This window comes from Massilia consociata, from assembly GCF_042432755.1.
Classification (GTDB): domain Bacteria; phylum Pseudomonadota; class Gammaproteobacteria; order Burkholderiales; family Burkholderiaceae_D; genus Telluria; species Telluria consociata.
In genome coordinates, this window is sequence record NZ_JBHLWP010000003.1 from 131,200 (window position 1) to 145,057 (window position 13,858).

Sequence of the window (13,858 nt, forward strand, 5' to 3'; positions counted from 1 at the left end):
CGCCACTTTCCGGCAAGGAAGCGCCGATCAGGAATCGGTCAGGTGCTTGTCCGCCAATGCATCGACGGCTGGTGCGGCAATGCCGTGCCTGCCTTTGTCCTGGAGGCGGCCGAACATGCTGTCGAGCGCACGCGCCATCTTGCTGCCGGCATTCTTGATCGACTGGCGCAGGTCGTCGGAGTGTTCGTGCACCACGATCGGCTGATGACCCCGCACGCGGACTTCGATCGTGCAGGAATTGCCGCCGTCAGCGTGCTTTTCCTTGTTCTCATTGCTCAGGTGCACTTCGACGCGCGTGATATGTTCTTCGAAACGTTCGATCGAACTGCGGAGCACGGTCTCCACGTGTTCCTCCAGCCCCTGGCTGCCCGAGATGCTGCTGTTGGTATTGACGTTGATTTGCATATGATGGCTCCTGTTGTCATGGTCGGCTGTATGTTACCTGCGGCTATATTTTGGCCGCGCCTGTATGACAGGTGGGGCTTGTCCCGTCAGTTGCAAGCCCGACCACATGTAGGCATTCATCCCGTCTTTGTTGCGGCCTCGTTGCGCTCTTTGCCAGCCGATGGCGACGCTTTGCATCTGCACGGCGAGCGTGCCGAGGAAGCGGGCGGAGAGGTAGAAGGAGAGGTTACGGTTGCGCAGGACGGCCAGGCGGCCGGGAGGCGACAGCGGAAACATGCAGGCTTTCGGCGGTTTTCTGTAACCGGCCGAACGCCGGCAGATCACGGCTGTGCCAGATCGGCTTCCGTGGTGAACGCATCCGCAAAGAACTCGTCCTCCGGCAGTCCGCACTGCGCCACGTACTCGCGCCGCGCGCAATCCACCATTACCGGCGCGCCGCAGGCGTACACCTGGTAGCCGGACAGGTCGGGGATGTCCTGCATGACGGCCGCGTGCACGTAGCCGGTGCGGCCCTGCCAGGCGTCTTCCGGCAGCGCGTCCGACACCACCGGCACGTAGCGGAAGTCCGGCAGCGTGGTTTCCCATGCGCGGCACAGCTCGTCCATGTACAGGTCCTGCGGGCGGCGTCCGCCCCAGTACAGGCGGACCGGACGCGTGGATTTCAGGTGCATCAGGTGCTCGACCAGCGCCTTCACCGGCGCGAAGCCGGTGCCGGAGGCCAGCAGCACGATCGGCTTGTCGGACTCCTCGCGCAGGAAGAAGGTGCCGAGCGGGCCTTCGAAGCGCAGGATGTCGCGTTCCTTCATGGCGCCGAACACGTGGTCGGTGAACAGGCCGCCCGGCAAGTGGCGGATGTGCAGCTCGAGCGGGCCATTGAAGGAGGGCGCGCAGGCGATGCTGTAGGCGCGGCGCTTGCCGTCCTTGAGCAGGAATTCGATGTACTGGCCGGCGCGGTAGGCCAGCGCCTCGTTGGCGGGCAGCTGCAGCGTGACGATGGCGACGTCCGGCGCGGCCTTGCGGATGCCCGCGATCCGGGTCGGCATCTTGCGCACCGGGTATTCCGAACTGCCGCCCACCTCGCGCGCCTCGATCACGAGATCCTGTTGCGGCACCGCGCAGCAGAACAGCGACATGCCCTGGGTCTTCTCGATGTCGGTCAGGGCGCGCTGCTGGTGCGGCTTGTGGGTCAGCTCGCCGTCCAGGACCTTGCCCTTGCACGAGCCGCAGGCGCCGTTCTTGCAGCCGTAGGGCAGGCCGATGCCGGCACGGATGGCGGCGGAAAGGACGGTTTCATCGGCCTCGCAGGTAAACTGGTGGCCGCTTGGCTGGACGGTGATCTGGAAGCTCATGCGGTATGTTGGATTGGGGCCTGCGCGCGGCAAACCGTTGAATCGGCAAATGTTTTTCGGGCGTATTCTACACCGCCGGCCTCCCGGCCGTGAAACGCCGGCCGGCTGGGCCAGGCCGGCGCTGTGCTAGAGTAGCGCGCTCCCATCGCTCCCGTTATTCTTTTGCACCCATGATCCAGCCTGCCGCCTTCCACCGACCGCGCCTGCTCATCGTCGGCTGCGGCGACGTCGGCATGCGCCTGCTGCCGCTGGTCGCCGCGCGTTTCCGCGTCTTTGCGCTCACCAGCCAGCGCGAGCGCTGCCGCGCGCTGCGCGCGGCCGGCGCCGTGCCGGTGGTGGCGGACCTCGACGATCCCGCCAGCCTGCGCCGCCTGCACGGACTGGCCGACTGGGTGCTGCACCTGGCCCCGCCGCAGCCCGAGGGCGTCCTGGACCGCCGTACGCGTCACCTCGTGGCCGCCCTCGGCAGGGTGGCGCGGCTCGCCTACGTGAGCACGAGCGGCGTGTACGGCGACTGCGGCGGCGCGCTGGTGCGTGAATCGCGGCCGGTCGCGCCGCGCAATGCGCGTGCGCGGCGACGTGTCGATGCCGAGCGCGTGCTGCGCGCGTGGGCGCTGGCCAACGGCACCCGGCTGTCGATCCTGCGCGTGCCCGGCATCTATGCCGGCGACCGCCTGCCGCTCAAGCGGCTGGAGCAGGGCACGCCGGCGTTGCGGCCGGAGGATGACGTGTACACCAACCACATCCACGCCGACGACCTGGCGCGCATCGTGTTGCTGTCGCTGCTGCGCGGACTGCCGGGACGCGTGGTCCACGCGGTGGACGACACGCGCATGAAGATGGGCGACTATTTCGATGCCGTGGCCGACGCCTTCGCGCTGGCCCGCCCGCCGCGCCTGCCGCGCACCGAGCTGGAAGCGGTGGTCACGCCGACGCTGCTGTCCTTCATGTCGGAGTCGCGCCGCCTGGACAACACCCGCCTGAAGCGCGAATTGCGGGCGCGGCTGCGCTTTCCCGATGTCGCGACGGCGCTGGCCGGCGTACAATCACGGCCCCAGGAGGAGAAGCCAGCATGACCTATGAAGAATACCTCGACGAAGTCACCACGCTGATCGTCGAAAAATACGGCGTCCCGGATGCCGCCGCGATCAAGATCGTCGTCGATGCGCAGGACAAGGAATACTTCGTGCCGCACGACGACAAGCCCGGCATGCGCACCCTGGAGCGCGCGCATGCCGATGCCCGCACCCTGTACCAGGCCAGCGGCCTGGCCAAGGCCGGGGCAGGCAAGAAGAAATAAGGCTGCGAATCCGGCACGATTCAGCCAGAAAATTTAGCCCGACGAGTCGATCGACTTCACATCGGCCACCCGCGCCGCCGGGTGGCTTCCCCCCATGCGTCCGTGTCCCGGCTCCACCGGAAGGATGCACATCGCCGCACCCTCGGCTCTTCAAAAACGTCCCCGTCTTGCGCAACAAGCAAGCGCACTGTGTATCATTTCGCCCCTGGCGAAAAAAGCCACATAAACGATGCCGTTTCGGCAGCGTGTGCAAATTTTCCACGATAGATCACGAAAAGTGACAAATAATTAATATTCCTGAAAGAAGCCAAGATGCCCATCAGATGACTGCCGCCGGGAGCGGAGTACGACCCCAACCGCGTCCTTGACGCCCTGATCGCCAGGCTGCGCCTGAAGAACGATGCCGCGCTCTCGCGCGTGCTCGAAGTGGCGCCGTCCGTGATCAGCAAGATCCGCCATAACACGCTGCCGATCGGAGCAACGCTCTTGTTGCGCATGCATGAGGTGAGCGAATTCAGCATTCGCGAACTGCGCGAACTGATGGTCAGGCCGGACGAGGTGGTGGAGCCGCTCGCGGCGTGAATGAAAAAGGCCGGTACGGCCTGTCGCCATACCGGCCTTCGACGGGGGAGTCAGGCTGCGTGCGCCAGTTCCTTGCCCGGTGCGGCGCAAGGTTCCGCGGCATCGGACTGCGGCTGCTTTCCCGGCGAGGAGCAGAATGCGTACGCTGCGGCGTTGGCGGCGTCATGCGGCGCTCCCGGCGCGGTACAGTAAGCATACGCGGCGTCGGCGGCCTGGGCGGGTACACCCGGCGACGTGCAATATGCATACGCGGCGGCGTTGGCAGCTTCGCGTGGCATTCCCGGCGAGGTGCAGTAAGCATACGCGGAGTTGACAGCTTGGCGCGGCACTCCCGGCGAGGTGCAGTAGGCGTATGCGGCATTGGCAGCTTCGCGTGGCATTCCCGGCGCGGTGCAGTAGGCGTACGCGGCAGCGTTGGCAGCCTGGCGTGGCGTTCCCGGGGCAGTGCAGTAGGCATATGCGGCGTTACTGGCCTGGCGTGGCGTTCCCGGTGCGGTGCAGTACGCGTATGCTGTGTTGGCGGCTTCGCGTCGCTCTCCAGGCAGTTTGTACCATGCGCTGATGTCGAGGCGCTTGCTGTCAGACGTGTTCCAGGCGGCGTAGGGGACAGCTGCGGCGCCGAATTCCGCTTCATAGATTTCGCGCATGCGTTCGCCGGCGGCGACGTGATCGCTGTCGTTCGCACTGGCGCCGATGCCGACGTAAGGATAGTGGTGCAGGAAGTAGCCGAATACGGCGGCGCAGTCGCGTGCGTACTTCATCGTGTCGAGGATGTGGTAATGCCAGAAGGTGTCCACGTCGACAGTCGGCGAAGCCTCTGCGTTGGGGTATTTCTTCATCAGGAACAGGAAACGGCGGTATTCGGTTTCCACTGCGTCTGCGCGCAATGCGGACCAGCCTTCGCCGGATTCCACATGCATCAGTTTCATTTTAATCGGGGCAAGGTCAAGTGCTTGGAACGCTGCGAATTCATTGGTCGACATGATGATCACCTTTTGTTTTGGACGATTTATGTAGGCATTTCTTATTCCCTAGTTTTTGGTGCTGCGGTACTCCAGAAACTTCCTCCTGAGTATGTGGTTCGCGTTAATCGGAAGCCAAGAAGAGCGTCTTGACCGGTGGCAGTGATAACAATTGTCCTGCGCGAGGTCAGTGTTAATGTTGAGCTCTGTCAAGTAAGGAACTGCTGTGCGGAAACGCTACAACAATTGATACGAATCGTTGACGGTTCGCGCGTGCGTCAAGCCAGCGCGGACAGCGTGAAATCGTTGTCCTGGGCGGGCAGGGGACGTGGTCCTGTCCCGCCTTCGCCTACCGGAATCGTGACGACGATCGTGGTGCCGGTATCGGGGCCGCTGCTGATCGAGAAGCTGCCGCCGAGGATGTTGACGCGCTCCTCGATGCCCACCAGGCCAAAGGAACCGTTTCGGTTGCGGCTGCCCGGCTGCATGCCGACGCCGTTGTCGCGGATCGTCATCGTCAGCATGTCGGCATGCTGGTGCAGGTCGATCCGTACCTTGCTTGCGCGCGCGTGCCGGGCCACGTTGTTGAGCGATTCCTGCAGGATGCGGAACAGGGCGGTGGCGCAGTGGTCGTCGAGGTAGTGTTCGGCTTCGTCCTCGACCAGCTCGCATTCGATGCCGGTGCGGCGCGCGAAGTCGGTCACCTGCCAGTCCACCGCCGCGTTCAGCCCGAGGTCGAGCACGTTAGGGCGCAAGTCATTGATGATCTGGCGCACGCTGCGGATCGTCACATTGATCTGGCGTACCGTCGCGCTGGCGCGCTCGTGCAGGTGGCCATGGCGCTCGCGCGTACGGTTGGCGAGGAACTCCGCCTCGATCTTCAGCGCCAGCAGGTTCTGCGCGAGCTCGTCGTGGATCTCGCGCGCAATGCGCTTGCGCTCCCCTTCCTTGATCTGTTCCGCATGCGCAGCCAGCAGGCGCAGCTTTTCGTTGGTGGCCTGCAGCTTGGCCTGGCTGGCGCGCAGCTCGCGCGTCATGTCCTCGGCCATGCGCAGGGCCGAACGGCGCGAAGTGGCCATGGTCTGGAACAGCGCGTAGAGCAGGGCGGTGCTGAGCGTGCCGGCAAGCGCGGCCAGCCAGGGATAGAAGAGGTCGAAGCGGGTGTACAGTGCCGACTTGGCGATGCTGAAATCGGCGCGCCACTGGCGCTGGTTGAATTCGATCGGCAGGCTGGCCCTCAGCATGCCGGCGTCGTCGCGCATTGATGGTCGGACTTTCGCCGCTGCATGGCTGTCGTAGAGGACCGCGCTGGGCCGGTGTTCGCCCGGCTCCGGCGGCACATCGCTGAGGTCGGTGAGGACCAGGCGCGCGCCCTTGACCAGGAATCCCTCGAGTATGCCGTTGACCATTTTGTTGACACCGAAACCGATACCGACGGAGCCGATGTAGGCGGCGCGGCGCTGGGCGACGGTGCCGAGCGGCATATTGCTGCGGTACACCGGCAAGCGCATTGCGAGGATGTTCTGCTTCGGACCAGAGGGTATGTTGACGCGAATGCCCGAGGCGGCAATGGTATTGTTGTCGCGCGCCTCTGCCGCCGTGCGTCGGGCGTAGCTGCGCGCTTCCAGATCCAGGCCGAGCTTGTCGAGCGATTCCGGGATGGCCGGTTCCATGTAGACGATGATCGTGTAGCTGTCGCGGCCTGGTACGGGACGCAGCTCCCTGGTTGGCTCGGGCATGCCATATTGACGCAGGCGGCGGCGCACGTCGGCTTCCACCGCCGACAGTTCGGCCGGGCCGACGGTGCGCGCATAATTCATGGCCTCGATGCCTGGGAAGTTGCGGGGCGTGTCGAGCTGCTCGACGTAGTGGCGGAAATCGTCGGCGCTGGCTTCCGGATTCGCGTGAAACAGCCCGGCCGTGCCGCGCAACACGTTGGTATAACTCTTGATGCGGGCGTCGATCGCGTACTGCGCGGCGCGTGCCATGCCGCGGAAACGCTCCTGGGCATCGCTCTCGATGGCCTCGGCGGTGACCAGGTACAAGGCGGTGCCGACTGTTACCGACAGCAGCGCGCCAGTCAGGAGGGTCATCGGCAGCGCAGCCAGTCTGGAAGGGGGGCGGCGTGAAGACATGGTCCAAAGTCTCGCTTGCGAAAGGGTACGCGTCGCGATAATGCGACACACATTCATACGCTAAGCGTCTTCAGACCACGAAGTACCTATCAGATTGGATAGGTTTACCAGAAAACCAACGGGACTTGTGAGGTGGAAACCTTCCTGCCGGTTGAATTTGTTGCTGGAAGAAACCATCAGCTCTTCTGTAGGAAAGAGCTGATGGTTCAGGGAAAGTTTACTTGTCCCTTGTTTCCGTTTATTTACCCCAGCTGTCCTTCAGCGTGGTCACGCGGTTGAACACCGGCTTGCCCGGCTTCGAGTCCACGCGGTCGGCCACGAAGTAGCCGTGGCGCTCGAACTGGAAGCGCTGCTCGAGCATCGCATCCTTCAAGCCCGGCTCCAGGTAGGCGGTCACGGTTTCGAGGGCGTTCGGGTTGAGCGCGGCCTTGAAATCCTTGCCGCCGGCGTCCGGCTGCGGCTCCGTAAACAGGCGGTCGTACAGGCGCACCTCGGCCTCCAGGGCGGTGGCGGCGCTGACCCAGGTGATGTTGCCCTTGACCTTGTAGTTGTCCGCGCCCGGCGTGCCCGACTTCGAATCCTCGAAGTACTTCACGTGCACGGCCGTGACCTTGCCGTTCTCGTCCTTGTCGAAGCCGGTGCACTCGACCACGAAGCCGTACTTCAGGCGCACGCGCGCGCCCGGCTGGTCGCCCACGGGCGGGGTGAAGCGGTGGTAGCCCTTGGTCGGGGTTTCCAAGAAGTCTTCCTGCTCGATCCACAGCTCGCGGGTGAACGGGAAGGTGCGCACGCCCCATTCCGGATGGTGCGGGTGGACCGGCGAGGTGCACTCGACCGACTCGCCTTCCGGGAAGTTGTCGACGATGAGCTTGAGCGGACGCAGCACGGCGATCGCGCGCGGCGCCTTCGGGTCGAGGTCGTCGCGCAACGCGCCTTCCAGCGTGCTCATGTCGATCCAGCCGTCGGCCTTGGACACGCCGATGCGCTCGCAGAACAGCTGGATCGACTCCGGCGTATAGCCGCGGCGGCGCAGGCCGACGATGGTCGGCATGCGCGGATCGTCCCAGCCCGTCACCACACCCGTATCCACCAGCTCGCGCAATTTGCGCTTCGACGTCACGACGTAGGTCAGGTTCAGGCGCGCCATTTCGTACTGGCGCGGCACCGGGCGCGGGAAGAAGCCGCCGTCGGCCAGGGTATCCACCAGCCAGTCGTACATCGGGCGGTGGTCCTGGAATTCCAGGGTGCAGATCGAATGGGTGATCGACTCCAGCGCGTCCGAGATCGGGTGCGTGTAGTCGTACATCGGGTAGATGCACCACTTGTCGCCGGTGCGATGGTGGTGCGCATGGCGGATGCGGTACAGGGCCGGGTCGCGGTTGGTCATGTTCGGCGAGGACATCGCGTCTTCCGACATTTTCGCGCGCAGCACGTACTCGCCGTCCTTGTACTTGCCGGCCTTCATGTCGCGGAAAATCTGCAGCGATTCTTCCACCGGACGGTTGCGGAACGGCGAGTTGGTGCCCGGGGTGCTGAAGTTGCCGCGGTTTTTCGCCATTTCTTCAGGAGTCTGGCTGTCCACGTAGGCCTTGCCTTCGCGGATCAGGTACTCGGCCATCTCGTACAGCTTGTCGAAGTAGTCGCTGGCGTAGTGCAGGTATTCCTGGCCGCCTTGCTCCCAGGAGAAGCCGAGCCATTTCACGGAATCCATGATGGTGTCGACGTATTCCTGGTCTTCTTTTTCCGGGTTGGTATCGTCGAAGCGCAGGTGGCAGCGGCCGGCGTAGTCGCGCGCCAGGCCGAAGTTCAGGCAGATCGACTTGGCATGGCCCACGTGCAGGTAGCCGTTCGGCTCCGGCGGGAAACGGGTGATCACGGGCGGCATGCCTTCGCGCACGTGGGTGCCTGCCGCCAAGTCGTTTTCGATAATGGCGCGCAGGAAATTGGACGACGGAGGATTGCCCGCCGCAGCCGGGGTATTCTTTTCGTTGCTCATGAAAGAAGAGTTTGGGAAAGGTAAGTTGCGCACATTTTACCGTAAGGCAGGGCCCTGCCGGCCGCCTATGTGGTGGAGCGCACGGTGTGGCGCATGGGAAGAATACATACTTGGGGCAACCCGGTCATTCTGCAAGGCTCAAGCATGAAAACCTTCGCCACCCATCCGGAGCCGGTCCGCGCCTGGCCGCCGGTCCTGGCCGGCATGCCGCTGCCGCCTGCCCGGCTTGTGGGCGATAGTTCCCAGGCCCTCGCCAGCCGATCGTTTTCTATAGGATAATCTCGTTCTTTGCCGATTTGCGGCCCTTGCCGGGAGAGATGTTTTGGAAAATTTATATGCGATCCTCGGCGTCGCCCCGAATGCCAGCGACGACGAGATCAAGAAGGTCTACCGCTCGCTCGCGATGCGCTACCACCCGGACCGCAACCAGGCGCCGGGCGCCGAGGCGCGCTTCAAGGCCGTCACCAAGGCCTACGAGGTCCTGTCGGACCCGGTCAAGCGGGCCGAGTACAACCAGAGCGTCAACCACCGCATCGTGCTCGATGCCGAGGCCGAGGCTTTCGAACTGTGGCGCTCGCTGTTCGCGCTCAACGGCGTGAACCTGCAACACTGAGCTGCAGGCGCGATGCCGGACCGGCTGGCCGGTGCATCCGGCTGCCTCCCGGCCCAACCACGAATCAACAGGACACACAATGAAAAACGTACATCCCGAATTCTCGTTCCAGTCGCGCGAACTGGAAGGGCAGATCGAGGGCACGCTGGGCGACCCGCCCAACAAGAAGAACTACGACATGATGGTCGGCGCGCTCGTCTCGGAATATGCCGGCGGCTCGGGCCTGGACGACGTCAACCTGATGGCCTTTGCGCTCGTTGATTGCATCAAGTTCAAGGACCCGAAGGGCCTGATGCGCGAGGCCGCCGACTACGAAGGCACCGATCCGGCGCGCGTGTTCGCCATGGCCGAGTGCACCAGCGAGGAAGGCCGCGCCATGTACGAGGCGATGACGGCCAACTATCCGGAACTGGCGCGCCAGGCCATCATCACCGCCTTCCTGTACAAGAACCAGGGACGCTGGGAAGACGAGGACCGCTCGCTCGACCGCCTGGGCGAGGGCGACGAAGGCGACGACGACGACATGGACGGCACCGCCGCGAGCGACGACTTCACCCAGCTGTTCGATCCTGAAGGAGGAGAGCGCGAATGAGCGACGAAGCCAACGAAAACAAGGGCGCCAACCTGCCGGCGCTGACCAGGCAGGTCAGCGAACTGGTGCTGGCCGGCTCGCTCGAGCACGCCGAGGAAGCGTTCTCGCAAGCCGCCGACGCGCACGGCGACTACGCCGTCGCCGAAGTGCTGTCGACCCTGCCGCCGCAGGTGACGGCGCTGCACCTGGCCGGCTTCGACGGCGCCAAGGCCTCGGTCGCGACCCTGCTGGTGCCGCCGAAGGCCTGGGCCGACAGCCTGGCCTACATCGCCGCCACCTGGCCGGACAACATGATCGAGGACGATCCCGAGCGTATCGCCGAGAACCTGTTCAACCATGTGCACGGCATCGTCTACGCCAACGACGACGAAGACCGCCGCCACGAGCTGCTGCAGGAGGCGTCAAGCACCGACCACGGCGCGACCGTGTTCGCCATCCTGTGGTCGCTGGCGCCGCGCGAAATCCTCGAAGTGGCCGGCGAAATCCTCTCCAAGGGCCGCTACGTCACCGGCCAGACCAGCGCCGACAGCGACATCGTGCCGCTGGCGATCGACCTGGCCAGGGCCAGCGAGGACGGCTGGGAGCGTTCGCTGCTCGAGCTGTTCCCTGACTTCCGCCATAGTGCGGAGATGGCCGACGTCGAGCTGCCGGAAGACCCGGACGAGGAATCGGAATTCATGCAGCGTTCGACGCGCGAACTGCTGTACCGCCTGCGCAAGCAGGTGCCGTCGGTGCGCAGCATGCCGCGCCGTGGTACCCGCCGCAGCATGGGCACGGACATCTTCTCGTGAGCGGGGCGCCAGGAACAATGCTGCCTGCAATCGTCATCGAGAAGCTGCCGCGCCTGGTGCGCGCCATCAAGCTGTTGCCGACCGAGGCAACGCCCGACGAAGCCGTGGTGCTGGCGGACGAACTGTCCGGCATCACCGCCATGGTCGCCGAGAAATTCACCAACGACCGCACCGCCGAGGGCATCCAGCGCGCGCTGCTGCTGACCGTGGGCGGGGTGTCGCTCGGCCTCGAGCACCTGCTCGACACCGAGGACGACCTCGACGCGCTCGACATCCTGATCGAGGAGGGCGCCGAGCTGGTATTCCAGCAGGGCTTCAGACTCGTAAAGGAACTGGCGGCGCTGCCCGAGGACAGCCTGGTGGGCGAATACGACCTTGATCCGGTGTACGCGCAGCGCCGCCTGAAGGAACTGTTCGTCGACCTGTGCACGGCCGACCCGGGCGAGACCTGGTCCGGCTACGAGCGCTATCTCGGCCAGCTCAAGCAGCGCCAGGACGTGCAGGCGATCGTGCGCGCGGCCCAGTGGCTGCGCCGCCACCACTACGAAGGCCCGATCAACGATCCCGACCTGAACGCCGAAGGCGTGATCGCGCTGGCGGTCATCTTCGCCGTGGAAGGGGGTGCACGCATCACGGCGCGCACCGGCCAGAAGGAGTTCGAGCGCTTCGTGAAATCGGTGCGCAAGAACGATCCCGACTTCGAAGCCGGCTGGGCCGAGCTGATGGCGCGCATCCCGGCGGCGCACCAGCCCATCATCGCCGAGCGCATCAATACCTACCGCGAGCACTGCACCGTGCTGCAGCACATCAAGACCAAGGCGACCATGAAGCAGCTCTTCACCGAGCTGGAGAACTACGCCGGTTCCGAGCTCGACGCGGACCTGCCGTAGTACGTCGATCATGAGCCCTGTGCGCGGTCCGATCGCGGCCGGAAGCCCGGACTTCCGCCGCATCAACCGCGCCATGGCCTTCGGCGGCTTCTCGGTCTTCGCGCTGCTCTACTGCGTCCAGCCCCTGATGCCGCTGCTGGCGCAGGACTTCTCCCTCACTCCCGCACAAAGCAGCCTGGCGCTGTCGGTGTCCACCGCGACGCTGGCGGTCGCGCTGCTCGGTTCCGGCGGCTTGGCCGAGCGCATCGGCCGCAAGCAGCTGATGGTCGCGTCGATGGCCGGCGGCGCGCTGCTCACGCTGCTCTCGAGCTTCGCCTTCGATTACACCCAGCTGGTCGCCGCGCGCGCGCTGCTCGGCCTCGTGCTGGGCGGCCTGCCCGCGGTGGCGATGGCCTATCTCAGCGACGAAATAGACGGGGCCTCGCTGGGCCGGTCGATGGGGATGTACATCAGCGGCAGTGCGTTCGGGGGCATGAGCGGACGGGTGCTGTCCTCGGTGATCAGCGATTTCGTCTCCTGGCGCATCGCGCTCGGCCTGCTCGGCGCGGCCGGGTTGGTTGCGGCCTGGGAGTTCTCGCGCAGCCTGCCGCCGTCGCGCCATGCGGGCGCCCAGCGGACCAAGGGCCCGGGCTTCCTCGACGGGCTGCGCACGCACCTGCGCGACGAAGGCCTGCCCTGGCTGTTCGTGCTGCCCTTCCTGTTGATGGGATGCTTTGTGAGCCTGTACAACTACATCAGCTACCGCTTGCTGGCGCCGCCCTTTGGCCTGAGCCAGAGCGCGGTCGGCGCGGTGTCGCTGCTCTACCTGCTGGGCATGTTCAGCTCGATGTGGGCGGGCAAGCTGGCCGACCGGCTGGGGCGGCGCAACGTGCTGTGGCTGTTCATTGCCGTGATGATCGCCGGGCTGCTGGTGACGCTGCACGAATCGGTGGCCGCCATCGTGCTCGGTACCGGGCTGGCGACCTTCGGCTTTTTCGCGGCGCACTCGGTCGCCAGCAGCTGGGTCGGCCGGCGCGCACGGCCGCCCCAGGCGCTGGCTTCGGGTATCTATCTCTTCAGTTATTACGTCGGATCGAGCGTGGTGGGCTGGTTCATCGGCCATGTGTGGGAACACCGGGGCTGGCCCGGCGTGATCGCGGCGCTCGGGGCCTTGCTCGGCGTGGCCATCGGTATCGCGCTGCGTCTGCGCCGGCTTGCGCCGGTCCGCTAGCAATCTTCCAGACTTTAGCGGTATTTGGACACCAGGGCCTTGATTTGTGTCGTCGCGGTACGGATCGTAGCGTCCAGCTTCAGTTCGAGTGCATCGTTCTCGCGCGTGAACAGCAACATGCGGGTTCTGGCGTTATACAAGTCTTCCAGGTGGACCTCATGCTTGTTCACGAGATGCAGCCCGATTTCGCGCGTCCTGGCTTCGATCCCGGCCAGGCGCACTACATTGAAGCGTGCCGGGAGCATCTCGCGAAACGCCGGCTGGTCGTGCAGGCTTGCCAGCGCAAATCTGACCTTCGCTTCTTCATCGGTCAACGATACCCGACGTATGTCCGCAAGCAGCTTGCGCGTTTCCGGCAAGTGAAGATTGTGCAGCCGCTTTGCGTCCGGATTGAAGGCATCGGGACGCAATGCCATTGCAAGATTGATGGCGCTGTTGAGTGCGATCAGCTCGGTCCGGAACTGGGCGGTGATGGCAGCCCATTTCATGGCTCGCTCGTCGGCCAGAAACCTGGCCCAGGCTTTGTCCGACAGCGTTGAGCCGGCATATTTGTCATAGACGCGCGCCCAGGCATCGGTTCCGGAAAGAACGGGGGTGATCGCGTCGCACAGCTGCTCATTGATCTCGACGTAGCGCGTGGCGATCTCCCGGACCTGCTGGTGCGAGAGTTCGGGACGCTGGTTCACACCGACGCCGCTGTTCAGGTTTTGAAGTAGTTGGGCGCTGATCAGGCCCAAGTTGTCGCACCGTTCCTGTTCCAGGAAGCGCGAGGTCAGGATGCCATTGACTACCATGGTGGCATTCGCCGCATGGCAGGGCAGTGCGCCGCCAAGCAAGCACATGGCATGCACGGCGGCCAGGCAAGGACGAACAAGGCCGGCGCATCGAAGGGGTAATTGCTTCAGGGCGAAAGCGGGGACATGCATGGCGTCGAAAAGGAACTGAGAATGGAAGTCCTTGTGCATTGTAGTGACGCTTCCGCCAGGGAAAACCCGAGAACCTCATGGTGAGGTGCGGTTTTCGGCCTCTCCTT

14 protein-coding genes and 1 pseudogene are annotated in these 13,858 nt (G+C 64.6%); 8 read left to right on the plus strand and 7 right to left on the minus strand.

The annotated features are described in order from the left end of the window. Positions 1 to 27: 27 nt before the first annotated feature. From ACFFJK_RS02165 to ACFFJK_RS02175, 3 genes and pseudogenes are all read right to left on the minus strand, one after another. Positions 28 to 405: an HPF/RaiA family ribosome-associated protein gene (locus ACFFJK_RS02165; RefSeq protein ID WP_379677444.1), complete on the minus strand. Its 378-nt coding sequence runs from the start codon at positions 403 to 405 to the stop codon at positions 28 to 30. Between the two features lie 150 nt (positions 406 to 555). Then, a pseudogene (locus tag ACFFJK_RS02170) lies at positions 556 to 681 on the minus strand (MFS transporter); the annotation flags it as partial. Positions 682 to 725: 44 nt separating this feature from the next. Then, positions 726 to 1,754 (minus strand): CDP-6-deoxy-delta-3,4-glucoseen reductase, encoded by a 1,029-nt coding sequence (locus ACFFJK_RS02175; protein ID WP_379677445.1) that lies wholly within the window; start codon positions 1,752 to 1,754, stop codon positions 726 to 728. Positions 1,755 to 1,924: 170 nt separating this feature from the next. Here ACFFJK_RS02175 and ACFFJK_RS02180 point away from each other — a divergent pair, with 170 nt between their 5' ends. The 3 genes from ACFFJK_RS02180 (at position 1,925) to ACFFJK_RS02190 (ending at position 3,636) form a co-directional block, all read left to right on the plus strand. Continuing rightward, complete coding sequence (locus ACFFJK_RS02180; RefSeq protein ID WP_379677446.1) at positions 1,925 to 2,830, plus strand: NAD(P)H-binding protein; 906 nt, start codon at positions 1,925 to 1,927, stop codon at positions 2,828 to 2,830. Next, positions 2,827 to 3,054 (plus strand): hypothetical protein, encoded by a 228-nt coding sequence (locus ACFFJK_RS02185; RefSeq protein WP_379677447.1) that lies wholly within the window; start codon positions 2,827 to 2,829, stop codon positions 3,052 to 3,054. The genes ACFFJK_RS02180 and ACFFJK_RS02185 overlap by 4 nt, the downstream gene beginning before the upstream one ends. Before the next feature lie 438 nt (positions 3,055 to 3,492). Next, positions 3,493 to 3,636, plus strand: coding sequence for a hypothetical protein (locus ACFFJK_RS02190; protein ID WP_379677448.1), 144 nt, complete (start codon positions 3,493 to 3,495; stop codon positions 3,634 to 3,636). Positions 3,637 to 3,686: 50 nt separating this feature from the next. On the opposite strand, the gene ACFFJK_RS02195 is transcribed toward ACFFJK_RS02190, so the two are convergent. The 3 genes from ACFFJK_RS02195 to ACFFJK_RS02205 form a co-directional block, all read right to left on the minus strand. Next, positions 3,687 to 4,619, minus strand: a complete 933-nt coding sequence (locus ACFFJK_RS02195; protein ID WP_379677449.1) for a glycine-rich domain-containing protein — start codon at positions 4,617 to 4,619, stop codon at positions 3,687 to 3,689. A 257-nt stretch (positions 4,620 to 4,876) separates the two neighbouring features. Further along, positions 4,877 to 6,691 carry a sensor histidine kinase gene (locus ACFFJK_RS02200; RefSeq protein ID WP_379677450.1) on the minus strand — a complete coding sequence of 605 codons (1,815 nt, stop codon included), beginning with the start codon at positions 6,689 to 6,691 and terminating at the stop codon, positions 4,877 to 4,879. 280 nt (positions 6,692 to 6,971) lie between these two features. Further along, positions 6,972 to 8,729: a glutamine--tRNA ligase/YqeY domain fusion protein gene (locus ACFFJK_RS02205; RefSeq protein ID WP_379677451.1), complete on the minus strand. Its 1,758-nt coding sequence runs from the start codon at positions 8,727 to 8,729 to the stop codon at positions 6,972 to 6,974. A 322-nt stretch (positions 8,730 to 9,051) separates the two neighbouring features. Between ACFFJK_RS02205 and ACFFJK_RS02210 the strand changes: the two genes are divergently transcribed. The 5 genes from ACFFJK_RS02210 (at position 9,052) to ACFFJK_RS02230 (ending at position 12,825) form a co-directional block, all read left to right on the plus strand. After that, positions 9,052 to 9,342, plus strand: coding sequence for a DnaJ domain-containing protein (locus ACFFJK_RS02210; RefSeq protein WP_379677452.1), 291 nt, complete (start codon positions 9,052 to 9,054; stop codon positions 9,340 to 9,342). 79 nt (positions 9,343 to 9,421) lie between these two features. Next, on the plus strand, positions 9,422 to 9,934 hold the full coding sequence (locus tag ACFFJK_RS02215; protein ID WP_379677453.1) for a hypothetical protein: 513 nt from the start codon (positions 9,422 to 9,424) through the stop codon (positions 9,932 to 9,934). Next, positions 9,931 to 10,725: a hypothetical protein gene (locus tag ACFFJK_RS02220; RefSeq protein ID WP_379677455.1), complete on the plus strand. Its 795-nt coding sequence runs from the start codon at positions 9,931 to 9,933 to the stop codon at positions 10,723 to 10,725. Before ACFFJK_RS02215 ends, ACFFJK_RS02220 begins: the two co-directional genes overlap by 4 nt. 17 nt (positions 10,726 to 10,742) lie before the next feature. After that, positions 10,743 to 11,615: a hypothetical protein gene (locus tag ACFFJK_RS02225; RefSeq protein WP_379677456.1), complete on the plus strand. Its 873-nt coding sequence runs from the start codon at positions 10,743 to 10,745 to the stop codon at positions 11,613 to 11,615. A 10-nt stretch (positions 11,616 to 11,625) separates the two neighbouring features. Next, complete coding sequence (locus ACFFJK_RS02230; RefSeq protein WP_379677457.1) at positions 11,626 to 12,825, plus strand: MFS transporter; 1,200 nt, start codon at positions 11,626 to 11,628, stop codon at positions 12,823 to 12,825. Between the two features lie 14 nt (positions 12,826 to 12,839). On the opposite strand, the gene ACFFJK_RS02235 is transcribed toward ACFFJK_RS02230, so the two are convergent. Continuing rightward, on the minus strand, positions 12,840 to 13,790 hold the full coding sequence (locus ACFFJK_RS02235; protein WP_379677458.1) for a hypothetical protein: 951 nt from the start codon (positions 13,788 to 13,790) through the stop codon (positions 12,840 to 12,842). Positions 13,791 to 13,858 lie beyond the last annotated feature (68 nt).

Coding starts and splice junctions, on each gene's coding strand:
- ACFFJK_RS02225 (WP_379677456.1), top strand. CDS start 10,743: ATGCTGCCTGCAATCGTCATCGAGAAGCTGCCGCGCCTGGTGCGCGCC.
- ACFFJK_RS02235 (WP_379677458.1), bottom strand. CDS start 13,790: ATGCACAAGGACTTCCATTCTCAGTTCCTTTTCGACGCCATGCATGTC.
- ACFFJK_RS02215 (WP_379677453.1), top strand. CDS start 9,422: ATGAAAAACGTACATCCCGAATTCTCGTTCCAGTCGCGCGAACTGGAA.
- ACFFJK_RS02230 (WP_379677457.1), top strand. CDS start 11,626: ATGAGCCCTGTGCGCGGTCCGATCGCGGCCGGAAGCCCGGACTTCCGC.
- ACFFJK_RS02200 (WP_379677450.1), bottom strand. CDS start 6,691: ATGACCCTCCTGACTGGCGCGCTGCTGTCGGTAACAGTCGGCACCGCC.
- ACFFJK_RS02195 (WP_379677449.1), bottom strand. CDS start 4,619: ATGTCGACCAATGAATTCGCAGCGTTCCAAGCACTTGACCTTGCCCCG.
- ACFFJK_RS02180 (WP_379677446.1), top strand. CDS start 1,925: ATGATCCAGCCTGCCGCCTTCCACCGACCGCGCCTGCTCATCGTCGGC.
- ACFFJK_RS02185 (WP_379677447.1), top strand. CDS start 2,827: ATGACCTATGAAGAATACCTCGACGAAGTCACCACGCTGATCGTCGAA.
- ACFFJK_RS02175 (WP_379677445.1), bottom strand. CDS start 1,754: ATGAGCTTCCAGATCACCGTCCAGCCAAGCGGCCACCAGTTTACCTGC.
- ACFFJK_RS02220 (WP_379677455.1), top strand. CDS start 9,931: ATGAGCGACGAAGCCAACGAAAACAAGGGCGCCAACCTGCCGGCGCTG.
- ACFFJK_RS02165 (WP_379677444.1), bottom strand. CDS start 405: ATGCAAATCAACGTCAATACCAACAGCAGCATCTCGGGCAGCCAGGGG.
- ACFFJK_RS02205 (WP_379677451.1), bottom strand. CDS start 8,729: ATGAGCAACGAAAAGAATACCCCGGCTGCGGCGGGCAATCCTCCGTCG.